At 70.4% G+C, this 18,186-nt stretch carries 17 protein-coding genes; 12 read left to right on the top strand and 5 right to left on the bottom strand.

The window, feature by feature from the left end; translation table 11 throughout:
• Nucleotides 1-41: 41 nt before the first annotated feature.
• Nucleotides 42-947 (bottom strand): LysR family transcriptional regulator ArgP, encoded by a 906-nt coding sequence (locus ACZ60T_RS11145; protein ID WP_469665645.1) that lies wholly within the window; start codon nt 945-947, stop codon nt 42-44.
• A 70-nt stretch (nt 948-1,017) separates the two neighbouring features.
• On the opposite strand from ACZ60T_RS11145, the gene ACZ60T_RS11140 reads away from it, so the two are divergent.
• From ACZ60T_RS11140 to ACZ60T_RS11130, 3 genes are all read left to right on the top strand, one after another.
• Complete coding sequence (locus tag ACZ60T_RS11140; RefSeq protein WP_469665644.1) at nt 1,018-1,644, top strand: LysE/ArgO family amino acid transporter; 627 nt, start codon at nt 1,018-1,020, stop codon at nt 1,642-1,644.
• Nucleotides 1,645-1,741: 97 nt separating this feature from the next.
• Nucleotides 1,742-2,557, top strand: a complete 816-nt coding sequence (locus ACZ60T_RS11135; RefSeq protein WP_365627759.1) for an SAM-dependent methyltransferase — start codon at nt 1,742-1,744, stop codon at nt 2,555-2,557.
• Nucleotides 2,558-2,669: 112 nt separating this feature from the next.
• Nucleotides 2,670-3,101: a nuclear transport factor 2 family protein gene (locus ACZ60T_RS11130; RefSeq protein WP_469665643.1), complete on the top strand. Its 432-nt coding sequence runs from the start codon at nt 2,670-2,672 to the stop codon at nt 3,099-3,101.
• Between the two features lie 43 nt (nt 3,102-3,144).
• On the opposite strand, the gene ACZ60T_RS11125 is transcribed toward ACZ60T_RS11130, so the two are convergent.
• Both ACZ60T_RS11125 and ACZ60T_RS11120 read right to left on the bottom strand, forming a co-directional pair.
• Entirely contained in the window at nt 3,145-3,750 is a 606-nt protein-coding gene (locus ACZ60T_RS11125; RefSeq protein ID WP_469665642.1) for a class I SAM-dependent methyltransferase, read from the bottom strand.
• Between the two features lie 22 nt (nt 3,751-3,772).
• Nucleotides 3,773-4,285 carry a PadR family transcriptional regulator gene (locus tag ACZ60T_RS11120; RefSeq protein WP_469665641.1) on the bottom strand — a complete coding sequence of 171 codons (513 nt, stop codon included), beginning with the start codon at nt 4,283-4,285 and terminating at the stop codon, nt 3,773-3,775.
• A 102-nt stretch (nt 4,286-4,387) separates the two neighbouring features.
• Between ACZ60T_RS11120 and ACZ60T_RS11115 the strand changes: the two genes are divergently transcribed.
• Nucleotides 4,388-5,044, top strand: a complete 657-nt coding sequence (locus tag ACZ60T_RS11115; RefSeq protein WP_469665640.1) for a cysteine hydrolase family protein — start codon at nt 4,388-4,390, stop codon at nt 5,042-5,044.
• Here the strand turns inward: ACZ60T_RS11115 and ACZ60T_RS11110 are convergent, their stop codons facing one another.
• Nucleotides 5,045-6,445: an alkaline phosphatase PhoX gene (locus tag ACZ60T_RS11110; protein WP_469665639.1), complete on the bottom strand. Its 1,401-nt coding sequence runs from the start codon at nt 6,443-6,445 to the stop codon at nt 5,045-5,047. It lies immediately after the preceding gene.
• 120 nt (nt 6,446-6,565) lie between these two features.
• Nucleotides 6,566-6,739, bottom strand: coding sequence for a hypothetical protein (locus ACZ60T_RS11105; protein WP_469665638.1), 174 nt, complete (start codon nt 6,737-6,739; stop codon nt 6,566-6,568).
• Nucleotides 6,740-7,112: 373 nt separating this feature from the next.
• On the opposite strand from ACZ60T_RS11105, the gene ACZ60T_RS11100 reads away from it, so the two are divergent.
• The 8 genes from ACZ60T_RS11100 (at nt 7,113) to ACZ60T_RS11065 (ending at nt 18,074) form a co-directional block, all read left to right on the top strand.
• On the top strand, nt 7,113-8,543 hold the full coding sequence (locus tag ACZ60T_RS11100) for an MFS transporter (protein ID WP_469665637.1): 1,431 nt from the start codon (nt 7,113-7,115) through the stop codon (nt 8,541-8,543).
• Between the two features lie 146 nt (nt 8,544-8,689).
• Nucleotides 8,690-10,264 carry an FGGY family carbohydrate kinase gene (locus ACZ60T_RS11095; protein ID WP_469665636.1) on the top strand — a complete coding sequence of 525 codons (1,575 nt, stop codon included), beginning with the start codon at nt 8,690-8,692 and terminating at the stop codon, nt 10,262-10,264.
• Nucleotides 10,265-10,336: 72 nt separating this feature from the next.
• Nucleotides 10,337-12,010, top strand: a complete 1,674-nt coding sequence (locus ACZ60T_RS11090) for a glycerol-3-phosphate dehydrogenase/oxidase (RefSeq protein WP_469665635.1) — start codon at nt 10,337-10,339, stop codon at nt 12,008-12,010.
• A complete protein-coding gene (locus tag ACZ60T_RS11085; RefSeq protein ID WP_469665634.1) occupies nt 12,007-13,560 on the top strand; it encodes an FAD-binding oxidoreductase in 1,554 nt (517 codons plus the stop codon). Before ACZ60T_RS11090 ends, ACZ60T_RS11085 begins: the two co-directional genes overlap by 4 nt.
• A gap of 43 nt (nt 13,561-13,603) precedes the next feature.
• A complete protein-coding gene (locus tag ACZ60T_RS11080) occupies nt 13,604-14,266 on the top strand; it encodes a glycerol-3-phosphate responsive antiterminator (RefSeq protein ID WP_365627725.1) in 663 nt (220 codons plus the stop codon).
• A gap of 6 nt (nt 14,267-14,272) precedes the next feature.
• Entirely contained in the window at nt 14,273-14,575 is a 303-nt protein-coding gene (locus tag ACZ60T_RS11075) for a putative quinol monooxygenase (RefSeq protein WP_365627722.1), read from the top strand.
• Nucleotides 14,572-15,711: a zinc-binding dehydrogenase gene (locus ACZ60T_RS11070; RefSeq protein ID WP_469665633.1), complete on the top strand. Its 1,140-nt coding sequence runs from the start codon at nt 14,572-14,574 to the stop codon at nt 15,709-15,711. The genes ACZ60T_RS11075 and ACZ60T_RS11070 overlap by 4 nt, the downstream gene beginning before the upstream one ends.
• Before the next feature lie 323 nt (nt 15,712-16,034).
• Nucleotides 16,035-18,074: an alkaline phosphatase family protein gene (locus tag ACZ60T_RS11065; RefSeq protein WP_469665632.1), complete on the top strand. Its 2,040-nt coding sequence runs from the start codon at nt 16,035-16,037 to the stop codon at nt 18,072-18,074.
• Nucleotides 18,075-18,186: the final 112 nt, after the last annotated feature.

Genomic DNA, 18,186 nt, shown 5'->3' with positions numbered 1-18,186 from the left:
GCCACCATGGCGCGGACGGGCCCGCGGCCGCTGTGACTCGCTCAGTCCCGGCCGTGCAGGGACTCGGCCGCCACCTCGGCAACCGTCTCCGCCACGAGGGCGAGTGCCGGGACGTCCAGCTTCCACTGCTGCCAGTACAGCGGTACGTCCACCCGCCGCCCCGGCACCAGTTCCCTGAGGGCGCCCGACCGCAGCAGGGGAGCCGCCTGCGGCTCCGGGACCAGGCCCCAGCCGAGCCCCGCGGCCACGGCGTCGCAGAACCCCTCGGACGTGGGGACGTAGTGCCGGAGCCGACCGGCGCCCGTCGCCTGAGAGGTGAGGGAGCGCACGAACCGGTCCTGGATCTCGTCACGCCGGTCGAAGACGATCACCGGCGCGTCGGGCAGACAGCGCTCCAGCGGTCCGGCCGACAGATGGCGCGCGGCGAACCGCGGACTCGCCACCGGCAGATACCGCGCCCGGCCCAGCGGACGTACCGTGCAGCCGACCACGGGCTCCGCCGACGACGTCACCGCCGCCATCACCCGCCCCTCGCGCAGCAGCGCCGCGGTGTGCGCCTCGTCCTCGCGGTGGAGATCGAAGCAGATCGGCGGGTCCTGCGGCACACGGGTCAGGGCCGGCAGGAACCAGGTGGCCAGGGAGTCCGCGTTCACCGCGATGGGCACCCGGACCGGACCCGCTTCGGCCGCGATGCCCAGTTCGCTGTGCATGTCCCGTTCCAGGGCGGCCAGTTGGCGTGCGAACCGCACCACCACCTCGCCCGACTCCGTCGGCCGGACCGGCTTCGTCCGCATGAGCAGCACCCGCCCCGTGCGCTGCTCCAGCGTCTTGATCCGCTGGCTGACGGCGGAGGGGGTCACATGCAGGGCGGCGGCAGCGGCGTCGAAGGTGCCCTCGTCGACGACGGCGAGCAGCGTACGTACCTGGTCGAAGGGCAGCTCGTTCATCACATCTGCTAATGCTAGCTAAGAAACTTTAGCTGTACTGATGACTCGCTGGTCCTTAGCGTCACATGTCATGAACAGCGGAATCCTCCCGGCGGCCGTCGCCGGGTTCAGCACAGCCCTGTCCCTCATCGTCGCCATCGGCGCACAGAACGCGTTCGTCCTGCGCCAGGGGGCTCGTCGGCACGCTGTTCTCGCGGTGGTCGGCATCTGCGCCGCGTCCGACGCGGTGCTGATCGCGCTCGGTGTGGCCGGGCTCGGCGCCGTGGTCACCGCGTGGCCCACCGCACTGACGGTGGTCGGTCTGGCCGGTGGTGGCTTCCTCACCTGCTACGGCGTCCTGGCCGCCCGCCGTGCGCTGCGCCCCGCCGCGGCGGCGGGACTCACGACGCGGGGCACCTCGGCGGGCTCGGTCCGCACCGCGGTCCTCACCTGCCTGGCCCTGACCTGGCTCAACCCGCATGTCTACCTGGACACCGTGCTGCTGCTCGGCTCGGTCGCGGCCGACCGCGGCTCGCTGCGCTGGGCCTTCGGCCTCGGCGCGATGCTGGCGAGCCTGACCTGGTTCACCGGCCTCGGCTACGGGGCCCGACTCCTCAGCGGCGTCCTGGCCCGCCCTGCCGCCTGGCGCGTACTGGACTCGCTGGTCGCGGCCACCATGCTGGCGATGGGCATCATGCTGCTGGCGCGCACCTTCTGACGGTCCGTCAACTCTGTTGAGGGGAACGCGAAGTCGAAAGGGCCGCAGGCTAGGATGAGCGCCCACTCGTCGACTGTGACAGGCCCTGGGAGGCCGGATGTCCCAAGCGGACCACAGCACCAACCCGTTGATCGACACCAGCCGCCCGCACCCTGCGCGGATGTACGACTGGTTCCTCGGCGGCAAGGACAACTACCCGGTGGACGAGGCGATGGGCCGACAGCTCATGGCCATCGAGCCGAACGCCCCGATGATGGCGAAGATCAACCGCGCGTTCATGCACCGGGCCACCAAGTGGCTCGCGGGGCAGGGGGTTCGGCAGTTCCTCGATGTCGGGACCGGCATACCCACGGAGCCCAACCTCCACCAGGTCGCCCAACAGGTCGCCCCCGAGACGCGCGTTGTCTACTGCGACCACGACCCGATCGTGCTGGCCCACGCGGAGGCACTGCTGCGGGGCAGCGCCGAGGGTGCCATCGACTACGTACAGGCCGATGCCCGTGACCCGCAGGCCATCCTCGAACAGGCCGGGAAGACCCTGGACTTCGACCGGCCGGTCGCCCTGTCGCTGATCGCGCTGCTTCACTTCGTCAGCGACGAGGCCGGGGCGTACGAGCTGGTCGACAGGTTCAAGAGCGTTCTGGCGCCCGGGAGTTACGTGGTGCTCTCCCACACCACCGCGGACTTCCACCCGCCGGAGGAGGCCAAGCGGGCCATGGACATGTACTCCGCGAACGGACTCACACTCGCGCTGCGCAGCCGTACGGAGTTCACCCGGTTCTTCGACGGCCTGGACCTGGTCGAGCCGGGCGTGGTGGCCTCGGAGGCATGGCACCCGGAGCTGGCGCAGCCGGTGCCGGGGCAGGAGGACGTCATCAGCGCGGGGTACGCCGGGGTGGCACGCAAGCCGTGACGGCCCCGGCCGTACGGGGCGACCGGGCCGAGGCCGTCGCGCGACGGCCCGGCCCGTCGGCCCGGGGCTCACAGGCGCACGCACTGTTCGACTCACATCCAAGGAGCTGATCATGTCGACTGCCGACCGATTCCGCGCCGCCGTGGACCGCCGTGACCTCGCGGCGCTGGGCGAGCTGTTCACCGAGGACATCCGCCTCTACAGCCCGGTGAAGTTCACCCCCTTCGAGGGCAAGCCGATGGTGATGGCCCTCTTCCAGGTCCTGCTGCGCACGTTCGAGGACTTCCGCTACATCGGCGATCACACCGGTACCTCACAGACCAGCTCCGACGACGCGTCCGCGCCCTCGGCGGTACTGATCTTCCGTGCCACGGTGGCCGGTAAGGAGATCCACGGCATGGACCTGCTGCACTTCGACGGCGACGGCCTGATCAAGGAGATCACGGTCATGGTCCGGCCTCAGTCCGCTGTCCGGGCCCTCGGCGAAGCGGTCCTCACGGGCTTGGTCGCGGACGGCCTCGTACCGGCTCCGCAGGGTCAGTAGACGTACACGGTGCGCGCATGTCTGCCCGGCGCGGCGGGCGGGTTCACCGACGATGGACGCTCACGGCATACCCACCACCGTCGTACGGATCGGCGTCCCATGTGGCGAAGCGGTCGATGAACGTGAGGCCCGCCGCGGCGCAGTACTCGTCGTACTCCGCCAACGTGATGCTCGGCGGCACGGGCAGATGGGCCGCGTCCAGGCCGAAGCCCGCGACCAGCAGACCGCCCGGCCGCAGGGCCGCGGTCAGACGTCCGACCACCGCGGCCTCGGTGCCCGTAGCGACCAGCGGGAGGACGTTACCGGCGGCGAGCACGAGATCGAAGTCCGCCGCGACACCGAGCGCACCGGGCTCGAACTCGGTCAAGTCGGCCTGGAACCACGGCAGTTCGGGAGCCTGCTGCCGCGCCACCGCGAGCATCGACGCGTCGAGGTCCACCCCGACGCAGTCGTACCCCAGCTCCGCGAGCCGGATCATGACCCGCCCGGTCCCGCACCCGGCGTCCAGCACCCGCGCCCCGACCGGCACGAGAGCCGCGCAGAACCGCGCCTCCCCGTGCACGTCCTTCCCGCTCCGGGCCAGGGCGGCGAACCGCGCGGCGTAGTCCTCTCCGGACGCGTTCCCGGTCAAATCCGTCCAACGGCTCATGCGGCCCACTATAGGCAGGAGATCAGGCCAGGGTCTCGCGCAGCCAGGCACGCTCGGCACGGCTGGTGGCACGGGCCATCACCAGCATGCCCCGGCGATACGGATCGTCCATGTCCTCCGCGCGCAGGGGCTGATCACCCTCGTAGAAGAACCCGGCCGGCTGCTCCAGGAACTCCAGCCGCCGACGCAGGACCGCGTGCTGCGCGCTGATGTCCGGGAGCTGTGAGAGGAACGCCAGGACGGTGAAGTACCGGGTGCTGTCGCTGATGTCGTGGTCCGTCGGTGTCCGCAGCCGCCGATGCAGCTCACCACGGCCGTCCTCGGTCAGGCTCAGCACGTTCCGCCGGGCGGCCGACGTACCGGACTCGGCGTGCTGCTCCAGCATGCCCGCCTTGAGCAGGCGGTTGATCGCCGGATAGAGGCTCCCGTCACTGACGGGGCGAGCATGCCCGGACAGCGCCGCGATCCGACGGCGCAACTCGTAGCCGTGCAACGGCCGTTCGGCCAGGAATCCCAGGATCGCCAGCTCCAGCATGCTGCTATCGTCGCACATCGAACCGACATACCTCGAAACGAGGTACCTCAGTAGCTCACGTCCAGGCGCCTCGACGCGAAGCGCCATGGGGAGGAACACGTCATGACCTACACCGAGGAATGGGTGACCGCTCGGGCCCGGACCGCCTACGAACAGGGGCAGGCGACCTTCGAGATCCGTCCCGAGCGATCGGCACTGCTGGTCGTCGACATGCAGGACGAGTTCGTCCGCCCCGGCTGGAGTCCGTACTGGGTCCCCGCGGCGACCCGGATGGCTCCGCGCCTGCGCCGCCTCGTCCGCCACTGCCGGGACGTTGATGTCCCGGTGATCTGGACCATCTTCGACGACACCCACCTCGGCCTCGACCGCCCGCACGCCCTGCGCCACCTGCCGCACGCCGACACCGACTGGCGCAGACCCGAACCCGCCCACGTCTGGGCCGAGATGGGCCACCGCCCCGACGAGGTGCTGATCCACAAGCCGTCCTACGGCGCGTTCTACGACACCCCGCTGGACACGATCCTGCGCAACCTCGGCCGGGACACGGTCATCGTCACGGGAACGCTCACCAACTACTGCTGTGGCACCACCGCGCGCCAGGCGTACGAGCGCGGCTACCACGTCGTGTTCGGCGCGGACGTCACAGCCACCGACGACGAGTCCCGTCAGGAACCCGAACTGGCCGTGCTGCGCAAGGGATTCGCGCTCGTACTCAAGGCGGACGAGATCACGGAGCGACTACGGACACCGACACTGTGACTACCCGTGGAACGGCCCCGTCACCGCGAACGTCGTGCCGGGGGTGTAGCAATTGACGTACATCGTCCGTCCGTTCGGGGCGAACGTGACGCCCGCGAACTCGCCCCACTCAGGGGCCTCGGGGGTGCCGATGTTCTGGCGGTTGCGGGCCATGGCGTACACCTCGCCGCGGCGGCTCACGCCGAACACATGCTGCGCGCCGTTGCCGTCCTCGCAGACCATGAGGCCGCCACCGGGGGCGAGGCAGATGTTGTCCGGTGACTCGCCGGGCAACTGCACCTCCGTGTCCGGGCCGAAGACGATGACGAGCGTGAGGCGGCGTGCCGCGGGGTCGTACCGCCAGATCTGCCCGAAGTGGTCCGCGGCGGAGCCTTCCGCGCTGTGCGCGAAGGACGACACGAAGTACACGCACGTGCCGCCCCAGTAGCAACCCTCCAGCTTCTGGGCGTGGGTGATGCCCTTCGGCCCGAAGTCCTGGAGGCGGACAGGGGTTTGGGTGGCGAGCGGGTCCGGGACATCCACCCATTCGATGCCGTCGAACGAGGCGCCCGTCTCCTGGACGGTGGAGAGGTCCGGTACGCCGGGCACGCGCATCGCCTGAAGCCGACCGCCCGCGCGCAGTGAACCGACGCCGCCGCGCGGGTGGTCGGGCAGGAACCGGTAGAAGAGGCCGAAGGGCTTCTCGAAGGCGTCCTCGGTCTCGTAGACGATGCCCTGCCTGGGGTCGATCGCGATCGCTTCGTGCTGGAAGCGGCCCATGGCCGTGAGGGGTACGGCCCCGGTGCGGTGGGGGTCGACCGGATCGACCTCGAAGACGAAGCCGTGGTCCTTGGTGTAGCCGTTGGTACCGGCTCTGTCCTCGGTCTCCTCACAGGTGAGCCAGGTACCCCAAGGCGTCGGCCCGCCCGCACAGTTGACGGCCGTACCGGCGATCGCGACCCGCTCGGACACCACGGTGCCCCGGTGGTCCAGGGTCAACGCCGTGCACCCGCCCTTGCCTTGGGGGTCGTAGGTGATGCCCTCGACGGTCGGGACGGCGAACCGTGCCGTGACGCGGTTCTCGTGGTTGCGTACGAGGTGCACGCCGCCGCCCTTGCCCGCGAAGGCCGACATACCGTCGTGGTTGCTGGGAACGGTACCTTCGCCGGAGCGGAGTCGGTCACCCTCGCGGGAGAGCACCTGGTAGCGGAACCCCTTCGGCAGGTCGAGCAGGCCGTTCGGATCGGGGACGAGAGGTCCGTAGCCGGAGCGGCCGAGCGCGCTCGCCGTACCCGCGAACAGCTCTGAGAGGGCTCCGCTGAACGCGATGCCCAACCCCACGGCACCGGAGCGCGCGAGTACCTGACGTCGGTTCGCCGTGCGGCCGTTCTCGGGCGTGCTGTCGGACCTGGTCTCGGACATGGGTAACCCTCCTGTTGGCGGACAGGAACTGTGGCCCCGCAGTGTCTACCACCTGTCAGCGGCCTCGGAAACCACACAACCGGTCGTCCGCCACGCGTTCGACGAGAGCCGTCCAGGTCATCACACTTGACGGGCCTTGCTCACCGCCTCGCGTATCGCACCCGCCGTCCGGGGCCGCTGCGTCGCCAGGAAGCCGAGCAGTTCCTGGAACAGCACCAGTGCGGTCGAGTTGTACGGGTGGGGGTGGCGGTCGAAGGCGGCCAGTCCGTTCTCGTACGGGTGCCGCAGTGTCATGTGCAGGTATCCACGGCCATGTCCCTTCCAAGGGCCCGACTGACGCGCCTTCGCCGCGACGGGACGAAGGAGGCGCCCCAGGTGATCGGCACCGGGCTCCGGCTCGGTTCACCGGGCGGAGACCTTGTGAGTGATGCCGAGGCCGCTGGGCACCCGTCACGTTTCGGTAACCTGGCCGAAACCCTTGACGTTCCTCGTCGCTCGTTCTTAACCTCACTGAACCGCGTAATCAGCAGTTCCAGCAGTTCACGTGCTGCGGCGCTTTCCGCAGTGTTTTGGCAGGCACAGACATAGACCACCTGTCGGTGGCTTAGTCGTGCCTGTTTCCGTGCCCCCCTATGCCGCCGTCAGGTCTTCCTCGAAGGCGGGATTCATGGCACAACGTCCGAGCGTCAGAGGCGTCGCAGACGTCGTTGCGCTCATCGATGGGCTGGGCAAGATCACCGGCCGGGCCCAGATCCTCTGGTTCCTCGTGTTCGGCGGGCTGTTCCTCGACGCCTACTCGAACGCGGCGCTGAGCGCCGGTCTGGGGCCGATGACGTCCCAGATGGAGCTGACCAGCACCCAGGTCTCGATCCTCACGGCCACCGCTCCGGCCCTGGCGATCATCTTCAACCCCCTCGGCGGCTGGCTCGCCACCCGCATCGGCCGCGTTCCCCCGCTGCTCATCGCCAAGGTGTTCGCGATCGCGGGTGCCCTGCTCGCCGCGTTCGCCGGTGACTTCACCGTCGTCTGGCTCGGCCGGGTGCTGGTCGGTATCGCGTACGGCATCGACTTCGCGGTGGCCATGGCGCTGCTCGCCGAGTACACGCCCGCGAAGCTCGGCGGCCGGCTCAACCTGTGGCAGGCCGTCTGGTACGTCGCCACCACCAGCAACCTCGCCCTGGCCCTGGTCTTCTTCAACCTGGACGTCGGCCCCGACATCTGGCGCTGGTCGGTCGGCTCGGCCTCGGTTGTCGCCGTCGCGCTGCTGCTGGGCCAGGCGCTGCTGCTCAAGGAGAGCCCGACCTGGCTGGCCAGCAAGGGCCGACTGGACGAGTCCGTCGCCAACCTGGACCGGATCTACGGCATCAAGGCCGTCGCCGGTACGCCCGACGCGGCGACCCGCAGCGCGGCCGAGGCACCCGCGATCGGGTTCCGCCAGGCCGGGATCCTGTTCAAGGGCGAGTACCTGCCGCGTACGGTCCTCTCCTCGGTGATCTCGCTCGGGCAGTCGATGCAGTACTTCGCGGTCGGCTGGTACCTCCCGCTGATCAGCCTGACGATCTTCGGCGAGAGCTTCGAGAAGGCCACCGTCGGCTCGATGGTGTTCAACGCCTTCGGTATCGCGGGCGGGCTGCTGTCCGCGTACTTCGGCCGCCGTCTCGGGCTGCGGCTCAGCTCCGCCGCCGGTTTCGCCGGGGTCTTCGTGGCCCTGGTGGCGATGGGGCTGACCTTCGAGAAGGTGCCCACGGCCGTGGCGTTCCTACTGCCGGTGCTGTTCATCCTCTGCCACTCGGCGGGCCCCGGCGCCAACGGCAAGTCCATCGCCGCGCTCTCCTACAGCAGTGACGTACGCGCCCTGGGCACCGGGGTCACCGGAATGGTCGGAAGCTTCGGCAGCGTCGCCGGCCTGTATGTGTTTCCGCAGATCAAGGACTCGCTCGGACTCGCCGACACCTTCCTTGTGCTGTCCGTCGTACCGCTGCTCGGCCTGATCACCTGCGTACTGATCAAGTGGGACCCGACGAAGGCCGCCTCGCCCGACGAGACGGCCGGGCAGGACCGCGACACCGCGGCCACGGTCTCCGCGACCGCGCGCTGACCCGCCCGCCGCGACCTGGCACACCACACACCGGTTCCCCGCCCCGCCCCTCTCCCCCTCCCTCCCCCGCACGACTCGCTTCGCTCGCGATGCCCGATCGCTCGGGTCACTCGGGTCACTCGGATCGCTCGATTGAAAGGGCTGCCATGACGCAGACGTTCCCCGGCGCCTCCCCACGGCGCGGTGTGCTGTCCATCGACGAAGGCACCACGGGCACCCGGGCCGGGATCGTGCTCGACTCGGGCGCCACCCACGAGGTGTTCTATCGGTCGATCAAGGTCAGCCACCCGGACGACCTCTCGGTCGAGCAGGACCCGATGGAGATCTGGAGCGCCACCCTCGAGGTGGCGCGCCGGGCCGTCGGCCGGGCGCGTGAGGACGGCATCGAGATCACCTCGGTCGCGCTGTCGACCCAGCGGGCCACGGCGATGCTGTGGGACCGGGTCACCGGGCGACCGCTGCTGCCCGCGGTGGTGTGGCAGGACCGGCGCAACGCGCACGAACTCACCGCCTACGAGGCGGAGTGGGACGCCGTTCTGCTGGCCCGGCAGGGCCGCCCGGTCGGCGCCCGCTCCCCCTTCCTCTGGGCCGCCCAGCAGATCACCGCCCACCCGGAGGTGGCCGAGGCGCACCGGGCGGGGCGGCTGCTCTTCGGCACCGTCGACACCTGGCTGATCTGGCGCCTCACCGGTGGCGCCGTGCACGCCACCACTCCGACCAACGCCGCGTCCACCGGGGGCTATCTGCTGGAGCGACACGCCTGGGACGAGGCGTGGATCGCCCATCTCGGCTTCCCCCTCGACCTCCTGCCCCAACTCCGTTCCGACGACGCCGGTTTCGGTACGACCGACCCGGCCGCGCTCGGCATCGCCGTCCCGCTGGCGGCCTCCATGGGCGACCAGCACGCCGCGCTGATCGCGCTCGGCGGTCTCGCGGCCGGGCAGGGCATGTGCGTGTACGGGACCGGCGCGTTCGTCGACGCGGCGACCGGCACCACCCCCGCCCTGCCCCGGCCGGACATCACCGGAGTACTCGCCCATCCCGGCCGACGGCAGGGCGATGTCAGCCACTACAGCCTGGAGGCGTACGCCTCCACCGTGGGGTCCGCGCTGCGCTGGCTCTGCGACGATCTGGGGCTGTTCGCCTCGCCGAAGGAACTCGGTGAGGAAGCGGGCCGGGTCCCCCGCCGACCGGGCCGCACCCCCTGTCTCGTCCCGGCGTTCGCCGGGATCCGTACGCCGGTCTGGCACCCGGAGGCCACGGCGTCCCTCACCGGGCTCACCCTCGCCACCACACGCGCCGACCTCGCCCGCGCCGCCCTCGACGGGATCGCGCACTCGGTGTGCGATCTGATCGACGGGGTCTCCGACACCATGGGCACACCGTTCACCCGGCTCCGGGTCGGCGGTGGTGTGTCCGGCAGCGACCCGCTGATGCAGATCCAGGCCGATCTGACCGGCCTGCCGCTGGAACGGGTCGCCGACTCCGCCACCGCGAGCCTGCGCGGCACCGCGTATCTGGCCGGGGTCGCCCAAGGTCTGTGGTCCTCGCTCGAGGAGGTCGTCGAGGCGCAGGAGCGGGGCCGCGTCTTCGAACCGTCGATCCCGGAGGCCGAGCGCACCGATTCGCGGGGCGCCTGGCGCGACGTGCTGATCGCCCATCTGAACGACCCCGCGCTGCTCCCCCCGCGGGACACGCCCGAACCGCACACCCCCCACTGACGGCCCCGGGTCGTCGCACCGGCGGCCCGCACCCGACGGGGCCGCCGAACCGAAACACCAGGAGTTGATGTTGTGATCACCATGCCCGCCCGGAAACCGCGGCGCAACGCCGGGGCGACCCGCCGGACGCCGCTGCTGCTCGACCGGGCCGCCATCAAGCGCCGGCTGGCCGACGACACGTACGACGTCCTCGTCATCGGTGGTGGCATCACCGGGGCGTACGCCGTGCTCGACGCCGCCTCGCGCGGTCTGCGCGCGGCCCTGGTCGAGAAGGACGACTTCGCCTCCGGCACCTCGTCGAAGTCGTCGAAGATGGTGCACGGCGGCCTGCGCTACATCGAGCAGGGCAACGTCAATCTGGTCCGGCACTCGCTGCTGGAGCGTCACCGCTTCCGGAAGAACGCCCCGCATCTGGTGCACCGGCTGCCGTTCCTCTTCCCGATCCTGGAGAAGGAGGGTGTCTTCGACGCCCGTCTCGCCAAGGGCTTCGAGGGTCTGCTGTGGACGTACGACCTGGTCGGCGGGTGGCGTATCGGCAAGCTCCACCAGCGGCTCACGGTGCCCGAGGTGCTCGCTCAGGCGCCGACGCTGCGCGCCGAGAACCTCAAGGGCGGGCTGATGTACTTCGACGCCCGTACCGATGACGCGCGCCTCGTCCTCACCATCGTCCGTACCGCCGCCGCGCTCGGTGCGACGGTCCTCAACGGGGCCAAGGCGGAAGGGCTGTTGACGCAGGCGGGCCGGGTGTCCGGTGCGCGGGTCCTGGCGGACGGCGACAGCATCGACATCCGCGCGCGGGCCGTCGTCAACGCCACCGGGGTGTGGACCGACGAACTGGACGCGAAGGCGGACGACGGTCACACACCGCAGGTCCGGCCCGCCAAGGGCGTGCACATCGTGGTGCCTTGGGACAAGGTGCGCATCAACTGCACGGTCACCGTGCCGATTCCGGGCCGGGCCCGCCGCGCGACCTGCACCCGCTGGGGCAACAACGTCGTCCTGGGCACCACCGACGAGGACTACCAGGGCTCCCTGGACGACGTGCACTGCACCCGCCAGGAGATGGAGTTCCTGCTGGAGGGCGCCAACACCGCCTTCGAGGGGAAGCTCACCCCGGACGACGTGGTCGGCTCCATCGGCGGTCTGCGCCCGCTGGTCGGTGGCAAGGAGGGCGCCACCCTCGACATGCGCCGCGACCACCACATCACCGTCGGCCGCACCGGCATGGTGACCGTGACGGGCGGGAAGCTCACCACGAGCCGGCACATGGGCGAGCTGGTCATCGACAAGGTGATGACGGTCCTCGGCCGCAAGGGCCGGAGCCGCACCACCGACCTCCCGCTCCTCGGCGGCGCCGGTTACGACTCCGAGGCCGTCGCCGCGTCCGGCGGCATCGCCGCGCACCTGGGCGAGCGCTTCGGCACCGAAGCCCGGTTCGTCGGCGACCTCGTCCATGACGACCCATCGCTGGCCGAGCCGATCGTCGCGGGACTCCCGTACACGAAGGCGGAGGTCGTGTACGCGGCCCGCGCCGAACTGGCCCGGTCCGTCGACGACGTCCTCTCCCGCCGCACGCGTGCCCGGCTGTTCGCCCGGGACGCCTCCGCCGAGGCCGCCGCGGCCGTCGGCGCGATCCTCGGCCGGGAACTGAACCTCACGGACGCGGAGGTCGAGCGCTCGGTCGCCGAGTACCTCGCGGCCGTCCGTCATGAGAAGTCCGTACTCCTCGAAGGGGCAGCAGCATGATCAGCCGTCAGACCATCACCCACCCGTTCAACCGGGGCGACTACACCGTCGGGGCCCCCAGCTTCGCCAAGTGGGCGCAGCGGACGCCGATCGGCGACGGCGAGGCCGCGCTCCAGGTGGACCCGGTCGAGGTCCCCGCGTCCGTGGTCGAGGCGCTGCGCGAGGCCGCGCACGCGGTGCACACCTCCCGCGACGAGGTCGTCACCCGGACCCGTGACTGGTGGGCCGGTTCGATGATCGGCGAGACCGAGGGCCGCCCCGCGACGCCGAACGCCGTGATCGTCGAGGCCGCCGACGCCGACCAGGTCGCGGCCGTGCTGCGGATCTGCCACGAGGCCGGGATCCCGGTCACCCCGTCCGCGGGCCGCTCCAACGTCACCGGCGCCGCGCTGCCCGTCTTCGGCGGCGTCGTCCTGGACGTCTGCGGGCTGAACCGGATCACCGGCTTCGACGCCGAGTCGAACGTCGTGGACGTCCAGGCCGGCATGTTCGGCGACCTCTTCGAGAAGCAGCTCCAGGAGGAGTACGGCGTCACCACCGGCCACTGGCCGTCCGCGTTCGCCGTCTCCACCGTCGGTGGCTGGATCGCCTGCCGCGGCGCCGGTCAGCTCTCGACCCGGTACGGCAAGATCGAGGACATGGTCGTCGGCGTCGACGTCGTGCACGCGGACGGCACCCGTGCCACGTACGGCGACTACGCGCGCGCCGCGGTCGGCCCCGACCTGCGCCAGTTGTTCGTCGGCTCCGAGGGCACGCTCGGCGTCATCGTCTCGGCCCGCCTGCGGGTCCACCCGCTGCCGGAGTACGCGAGCGCCGTGGCGTACGGCTTCACGACGTTCGCGCAGGGCCTGGACGCCTGCCGCAGGATCATGCAGCGCGGTGCCGCCCCGGCCGTCCTGCGCCTGTACGACGCCCTGGAGTCGGGCACCCACTTCGGCCACCCGGAGACCAACCTCCTGCTCATCGCCGACGAGGGTGACCCGGCCATCGTCGACGCATCGATCAAGGTGGCCAGGGAGGTCTGCGCGGAGTACGGCCCCGAGCTGGACAGCCAGGCCGTCTTCGAGCGCTGGCTGGACGAGCGGATGCTGGTCGGCAAGTCCGCCGAGGGCTTCACCCCGGGGCCGGGCTTCGTCGCCGACACCCTGGAGATGGCCGCGTCCTGGGCCGACCTCCCGGTGATCTACGAGGAGGTCGTCGCCGCGATCGAGGCGGTGGACGGCACGCTGGCCGCCTCGGCCCACCAGTCCCACGCGTACACCGACGGCGCCTGTGTCTACTTCTCGCTCCGCGGGGACGTGGCGCCCGAGGCGCGCCGCGCCTGGTACCGCGCGGTGTGGGACGCGGCCAACGCCGTCCTCGTCAAGCACGCCGCGGCGCTCAGCCACCACCACGGCTGCGGTCTGCTGCGCGGCCCCTACCTGGAGGAATCCCTCGGGGCCGCCTTCGCCACGTTCGTCGCGGTGAAGCGGTCCCTGGACCCGGCGGGCATCCTCAACCCTGGCAAGCTGGGCCTTCCCAGCCGTTTCGGTACGTCTCCGCTGAACTGACCTCAGCAGCCACGGACCCCTCATCCCCAGGTAGGCCCCCGCCATGAGTCCTCTCCCGTCCCGCTCCACTGCCGCACTCGACGCCCGGCTGGTCGCCGCGCTGGCCGAGGTCCCGGTCATCGCGTCGGTCGTCGGACCCCAGCCGCTACGGCAGTTCCTGGGCGCACCGGCCAAGGTGTGCATCGCCGCGTCGCTCACGGTGGGGCAGTTGCCCCAGGTCGTGCCGACACTGGCGCGGGCGGGGAAGACCGTGTTCGTGAACGTGGACAGCAGCCCCGGACTGGCCCAGGACCGGGGCGCGCTGGAGTTCATCAAGAACATGGGCGCGCAGGGCGTGGTCAGTACCCGGCTCTCGCTGATAGAGAAGGGCCGCCCGCTCGGCCTGCTGACGATGATGAAGGTGTTCGTCACCGACCGGTCCAACCTGCGCCGTTCCACGGACGCGGTCTCCCGCGGGGCGCCGGACCTGGTCGAGATCATGCCCGCCCCGATCGTGGCCCGGATGAGCGAGCAGGCACAGCGCGCGATGTCCCCGTCGGTCGCCGCGGGCTTCGTGGAGAGCCCCGCGGACGTGGCGCTGGCGCTGGCCCTCGGGGCCGTCGCCGCCGCCACGTCCGACCCTCGCCTCTGGCATCTGCGCCGGGACCAGCTCCCGCCGGTTCCGCCCGCCGCTCTGAAGAGGCCTCCCGCACCGTCCCAGGAGTAAGACCCCATGTCATACGTCGTCGTCGCCCGTTACCGCACCAAGGAAGGCGCGGAGCACACCGTCCTCCCGCTGCTCGACACCATGGCCACCGCGTCCCGTCAGGAGCCGGGCAACCTCGCCTACCGCGTCCACCAGGGCACCGAGGACCCGCGGGCGATCGTGCTGTACGAGGAGTACGTCTCCGAAGCCGACTTCACCGCGCACTGCGCCACCCCGCACTTCCAGGACATCGTGCTCGGCAGGGTCGTCCCGCTGCTGGAGACCCGTGAGGTGCTGCGCTGCACCCCGCGTCCCGAGGTACGGGCGTGAAGACCCGTGCGGTGGTGCTGCGCGCCGTCTCGACCGCCCGCCCCTACGGCGAGACCCGCCCCGTCGAGGTGGAGGAGCTGGAGCTGGGCGCCCCGCGCGAGGGCGAGGTGCTCGTCCGGATCGCCGCCGCCTCGCTCTGCCACTCGGACCTGTCGGTGGTCAACGGCGACCGGGTCCGCCCGCTGCCGATGGCGCTGGGGCACGAGGCGGTGGGCATCGTACGGGAGACCGGACCGGGCGTGAGCCGGGTCCGTCCCGGTGACCATGTGGCCCTGGTCTTCGTGCCGAGCTGCGGCTTCTGCGCCGACTGCGCGGCGGGGCGGCCCGCCCTGTGCGCGCGGGCCGCCGCGGCGAACGGTTCAGGGGCGCTGCTGCACGGCCCGTCGCTGCTGACCGACGCCTCCGGCGCCCCGGTCCACCATCAGCTCGGTGTCTCCGCGTTCTCCGAACACGCGGTGCTGGCCCAGGAGTCGGTGGTGCCGATCCCGAAGGACATCCCGTTCACGGTGGCGTCGTTGTTCGGCTGCGCGGTCCTGACCGGTGCCGGTGCCGTCATCAACACGGCGGGGCTGCGCCCCGGTCAGTCCACGGTGGTCTACGGCCTGGGCGGCGTGGGCCTGTCCGCGGTGCTGGGTGCCCGCGCGGCGGGGGCGTACCCGGTCATCGCGGTCGATCCGGTGCTGGAGAAGCGCGAGTTGGCCCTCCGCCTGGGCGCCACCCATGCGTTCGCCCCCGGCGAGGCGGTCGAGGCGATCCGTGAACTCACCTCCGGTGGAGCGGAGTTGGCGGTCGAGGCGGTGGGCAGCCCGAAGGTGATGGCCGAGTGTCTGACGGCCGTGGCCCGGGGCGGCACGGTCGTGTCGGTGGGCCTGCCCGCCCCCGACCGGGTGCTGGAGGTCCCGGCGCTGGCGTTCGCGGGCGAGGGCAAGTCCCTGCTGGGCTCGTACATGGGCGACGCCGTACCGCGCCGCGACATCCCCCGGTTCCTGGACCTGTGGCGAGCGGGCCTCATGCCGGTGGAACGGATGCACACGGCCACCCTGCCGTTGACCGACATCAACTCGGCGATGGAGGAACTGGCGTCGGGCAGGGCGATCCGTCAAGTCATCGACACGTCGGGGATGTTGGACATCTGACCCGACGCACCACACCATCGGCAGGTCCGACGGCGCTCCTCCCTTCCCGGAAGGAGCGCCGTCACATCTTGGCCCCGCACTGACGAGTTCTTCACCCAAGATTTTCTCGACCACGATTTCCTCGACCAGGGATTCCTCGACCAGGGATTCCTCGACCAGGGTTTCCTCGACCACATGGCAACGGGCGATACCCGGTCCGGCCACTCGGAAGTTACGGTTCCTCCCATGGCTGACGGTGTGTCCGCGTTACCACTCCCTGACCCCGCCCTCCCCCGCGACGCGCCTCGCCCCTTCTCAGCGTTCTCTCCCCGGAGGTCCCACTGATGAAGCCCACCCTCACCGAGCCCGCGTCCACATCCACATCCCCCGAGAGTCCTCGCGGTGAACGCCGCGTCACGCGGCGCAGAGCGCTCCAGACTGCCGCGGGAGCCCTAGGCGCACTGGCCGTCGGCGCCGTCGCCGACCTTGCCGCCACCACGACCGCGCACGCCGCCGACGACGTCCTGCCGGACGGCTTCAAGGGCGACATGTCCGATCTGAAGCACGTGGTGGTCCTGATGCAGGAGAACCGCTCCTTCGACCACTACCTCGGCCAACTGCCGGGCGTACGAGGGCATCACGACAAGCAGGTACTGAAGTTCCAGGACGGCACCGACGTGTTCCAGCAGCGGAACGCCGAAGGCACCATCGTGACACCGGCCGTCTCGACCGCCACCTGGGGTGACAACCACAACTTCTACAGCGCCAACGGTGGCCGCTGGAACACCTGGGTGAAGGACAAGGGCGACCACTGCATGTGGTACTACACACCGGACCACATGCCCTGGATGTACTCGCTCGCGTCCCAGTACACCGTCTGCGACATGAACTTCTGCTCGCTGCACGGTCCGACCATCCCGAACCGCTACTACCTGATGTCCGGCACGGCGGACGGCGAGACCACCAACGCCGGGCAGAACAACTACACCCGGACCTGGCGAACGGTGCCCGAGCAACTGGAGCAGGCGGGCATCAACTGGCGTGTCTACTCGGACAACAGCGGCCATGGCGTCGGCGGCAGCCTGCAGAGCGGATTCGTCGGCGAGTACGGCTGCAACGTGACGAACAGCTTCCGGGCGTTCGACCCGCGGATCGCGAGCGAGGCGGACCTCGCCCCGGGCACCGGCAAGATCTGGAAGGCCAACTCCTTCGTCTACGCGGGCGCGACCATGCCCGACGACGATTCCGAGGAGAACCTCGACGCGGTACTCAAGGACTTCATCGCGGCCTGCGCGCCGGGCGCCGAGCACCCGCTCCCTGACGTCTCATGGGTCGTCATGCCGGCGGCGTGGAGCGAGCACCCCAACTTCGACACCGTGCACGGCGAGCGTTACATGAACAAGGTGCTCCGGACGTTGCAGAGCAACCCGCGCATCTGGAACCACACCCTGGTGATCATCACCTACGACGAGAACGACGGGAAGTTCGACCATGTGCTGCCGCCGCGCCCCGAGCCGGGCACGGCGGGCGAGTTCTCCGGCACCACCCCGTACGGCTTCGGTCCGCGGGTGCCGATGCTGCTGGTCTCGCCCTGGACGCGCGGCGGCCATGTCGCCTCGGAGGTGTTCGACCACACGTCGGTCATCCGGTTCCTCGAGACCTGGGCCGCGCATCTGGGCAAGCCGTTCACCTGCCCGAACATCACGGACTGGCGCCGCTCGATCGCCGGTGACCTGACCAGCGCGCTCGACTTCGCCCACCCCCGGCCGGGTCCCGTGGAGATCGCCGACCCGGTCGACGGAACCCCGCCGACGCTCCCGGAGGGCGGGCTGAGGCCACGCGGCCTCTCCTTCCACCCGCACGCCACCCTCACCGAGAACCGCGCCACCGGCATGGTGACCCTGTCGATGACACTGACCGGCGGCCCGGCCGGCAAGGCCGTGAGCCTCCAGGTCTTCCCGGACAAGTACCTGGACTTCTCGAACACCCCGTTCACCGTCTCGGCCGCGCATCCTCGCCAATACACCTGGAACACGAACGAGACCAACGGAAAGTACGCCTTCTCCGTCTACGGCCCCGACGGCTTCCTACGCTCCTTCGCCGGCCAGCTCACCCCCGACACCGCGCTCCCCCGCGTCGACGCGCATCTCCTCCCCGGCCCCACCGCCAAGCTCCGCCTGACCCTGCACAACGACACCAGACACCCGATCCGCTACACCCTGACAGCAAACGACTACACAGGCGGCACCCACCACTACACCGTGCCCCACGGCAAGCCCCTGACCATCAACTGGCCGACCGACCGGGGCTACTACGACATGGTGATCACCACCACGGAAACAGGCTGGACCCAGAGATACGCGGGCCGAGTAGCAACAACCTGAGGCAGCAACCGGGAACACAAGGACCACGGAGCGAGGACCTCACCCACAAGACCGAGGCCCTCGCTCCGTGACTTCAATCGTTGTGTCCGAGGGGGGAGTTGACTGCTGCCGA

It is taken from the genome of Streptomyces sp. NPDC104371 (assembly GCF_055583785.1).
Note: the sequence above shows the minus strand (reverse complement) of the source record. Positions and strands in the feature narration are given on the sequence as shown.

What these genes read in the sequence shown, in the direction of transcription:
- ACZ60T_RS11105 (WP_469665638.1), bottom strand. Translation starts at nt 6,739, where the DNA reads ATGACACTGCGGCACCCGTACGAGAACGGACTGGCCGCCTTCGACCGC.
- ACZ60T_RS11115 (WP_469665640.1), top strand. Translation starts at nt 4,388, where the DNA reads ATGACCTACACCGAGGAATGGGTGACCGCTCGGGCCCGGACCGCCTAC.
- ACZ60T_RS11110 (WP_469665639.1), bottom strand. Translation starts at nt 6,445, where the DNA reads ATGTCCGAGACCAGGTCCGACAGCACGCCCGAGAACGGCCGCACGGCG.
- ACZ60T_RS11085 (WP_469665634.1), top strand. Translation starts at nt 12,007, where the DNA reads ATGATCAGCCGTCAGACCATCACCCACCCGTTCAACCGGGGCGACTAC.
- ACZ60T_RS11135 (WP_365627759.1), top strand. Translation starts at nt 1,742, where the DNA reads ATGTCCCAAGCGGACCACAGCACCAACCCGTTGATCGACACCAGCCGC.
- ACZ60T_RS11125 (WP_469665642.1), bottom strand. Translation starts at nt 3,750, where the DNA reads ATGAGCCGTTGGACGGATTTGACCGGGAACGCGTCCGGAGAGGACTAC.
- ACZ60T_RS11080 (WP_365627725.1), top strand. Translation starts at nt 13,604, where the DNA reads ATGAGTCCTCTCCCGTCCCGCTCCACTGCCGCACTCGACGCCCGGCTG.
- ACZ60T_RS11140 (WP_469665644.1), top strand. Translation starts at nt 1,018, where the DNA reads ATGAACAGCGGAATCCTCCCGGCGGCCGTCGCCGGGTTCAGCACAGCC.
- ACZ60T_RS11145 (WP_469665645.1), bottom strand. Translation starts at nt 947, where the DNA reads ATGAACGAGCTGCCCTTCGACCAGGTACGTACGCTGCTCGCCGTCGTC.
- ACZ60T_RS11120 (WP_469665641.1), bottom strand. Translation starts at nt 4,285, where the DNA reads ATGCTGGAGCTGGCGATCCTGGGATTCCTGGCCGAACGGCCGTTGCAC.
- ACZ60T_RS11095 (WP_469665636.1), top strand. Translation starts at nt 8,690, where the DNA reads ATGACGCAGACGTTCCCCGGCGCCTCCCCACGGCGCGGTGTGCTGTCC.
- ACZ60T_RS11075 (WP_365627722.1), top strand. Translation starts at nt 14,273, where the DNA reads ATGTCATACGTCGTCGTCGCCCGTTACCGCACCAAGGAAGGCGCGGAG.
- ACZ60T_RS11100 (WP_469665637.1), top strand. Translation starts at nt 7,113, where the DNA reads ATGGCACAACGTCCGAGCGTCAGAGGCGTCGCAGACGTCGTTGCGCTC.
- ACZ60T_RS11130 (WP_469665643.1), top strand. Translation starts at nt 2,670, where the DNA reads ATGTCGACTGCCGACCGATTCCGCGCCGCCGTGGACCGCCGTGACCTC.
- ACZ60T_RS11065 (WP_469665632.1), top strand. Translation starts at nt 16,035, where the DNA reads ATGAAGCCCACCCTCACCGAGCCCGCGTCCACATCCACATCCCCCGAG.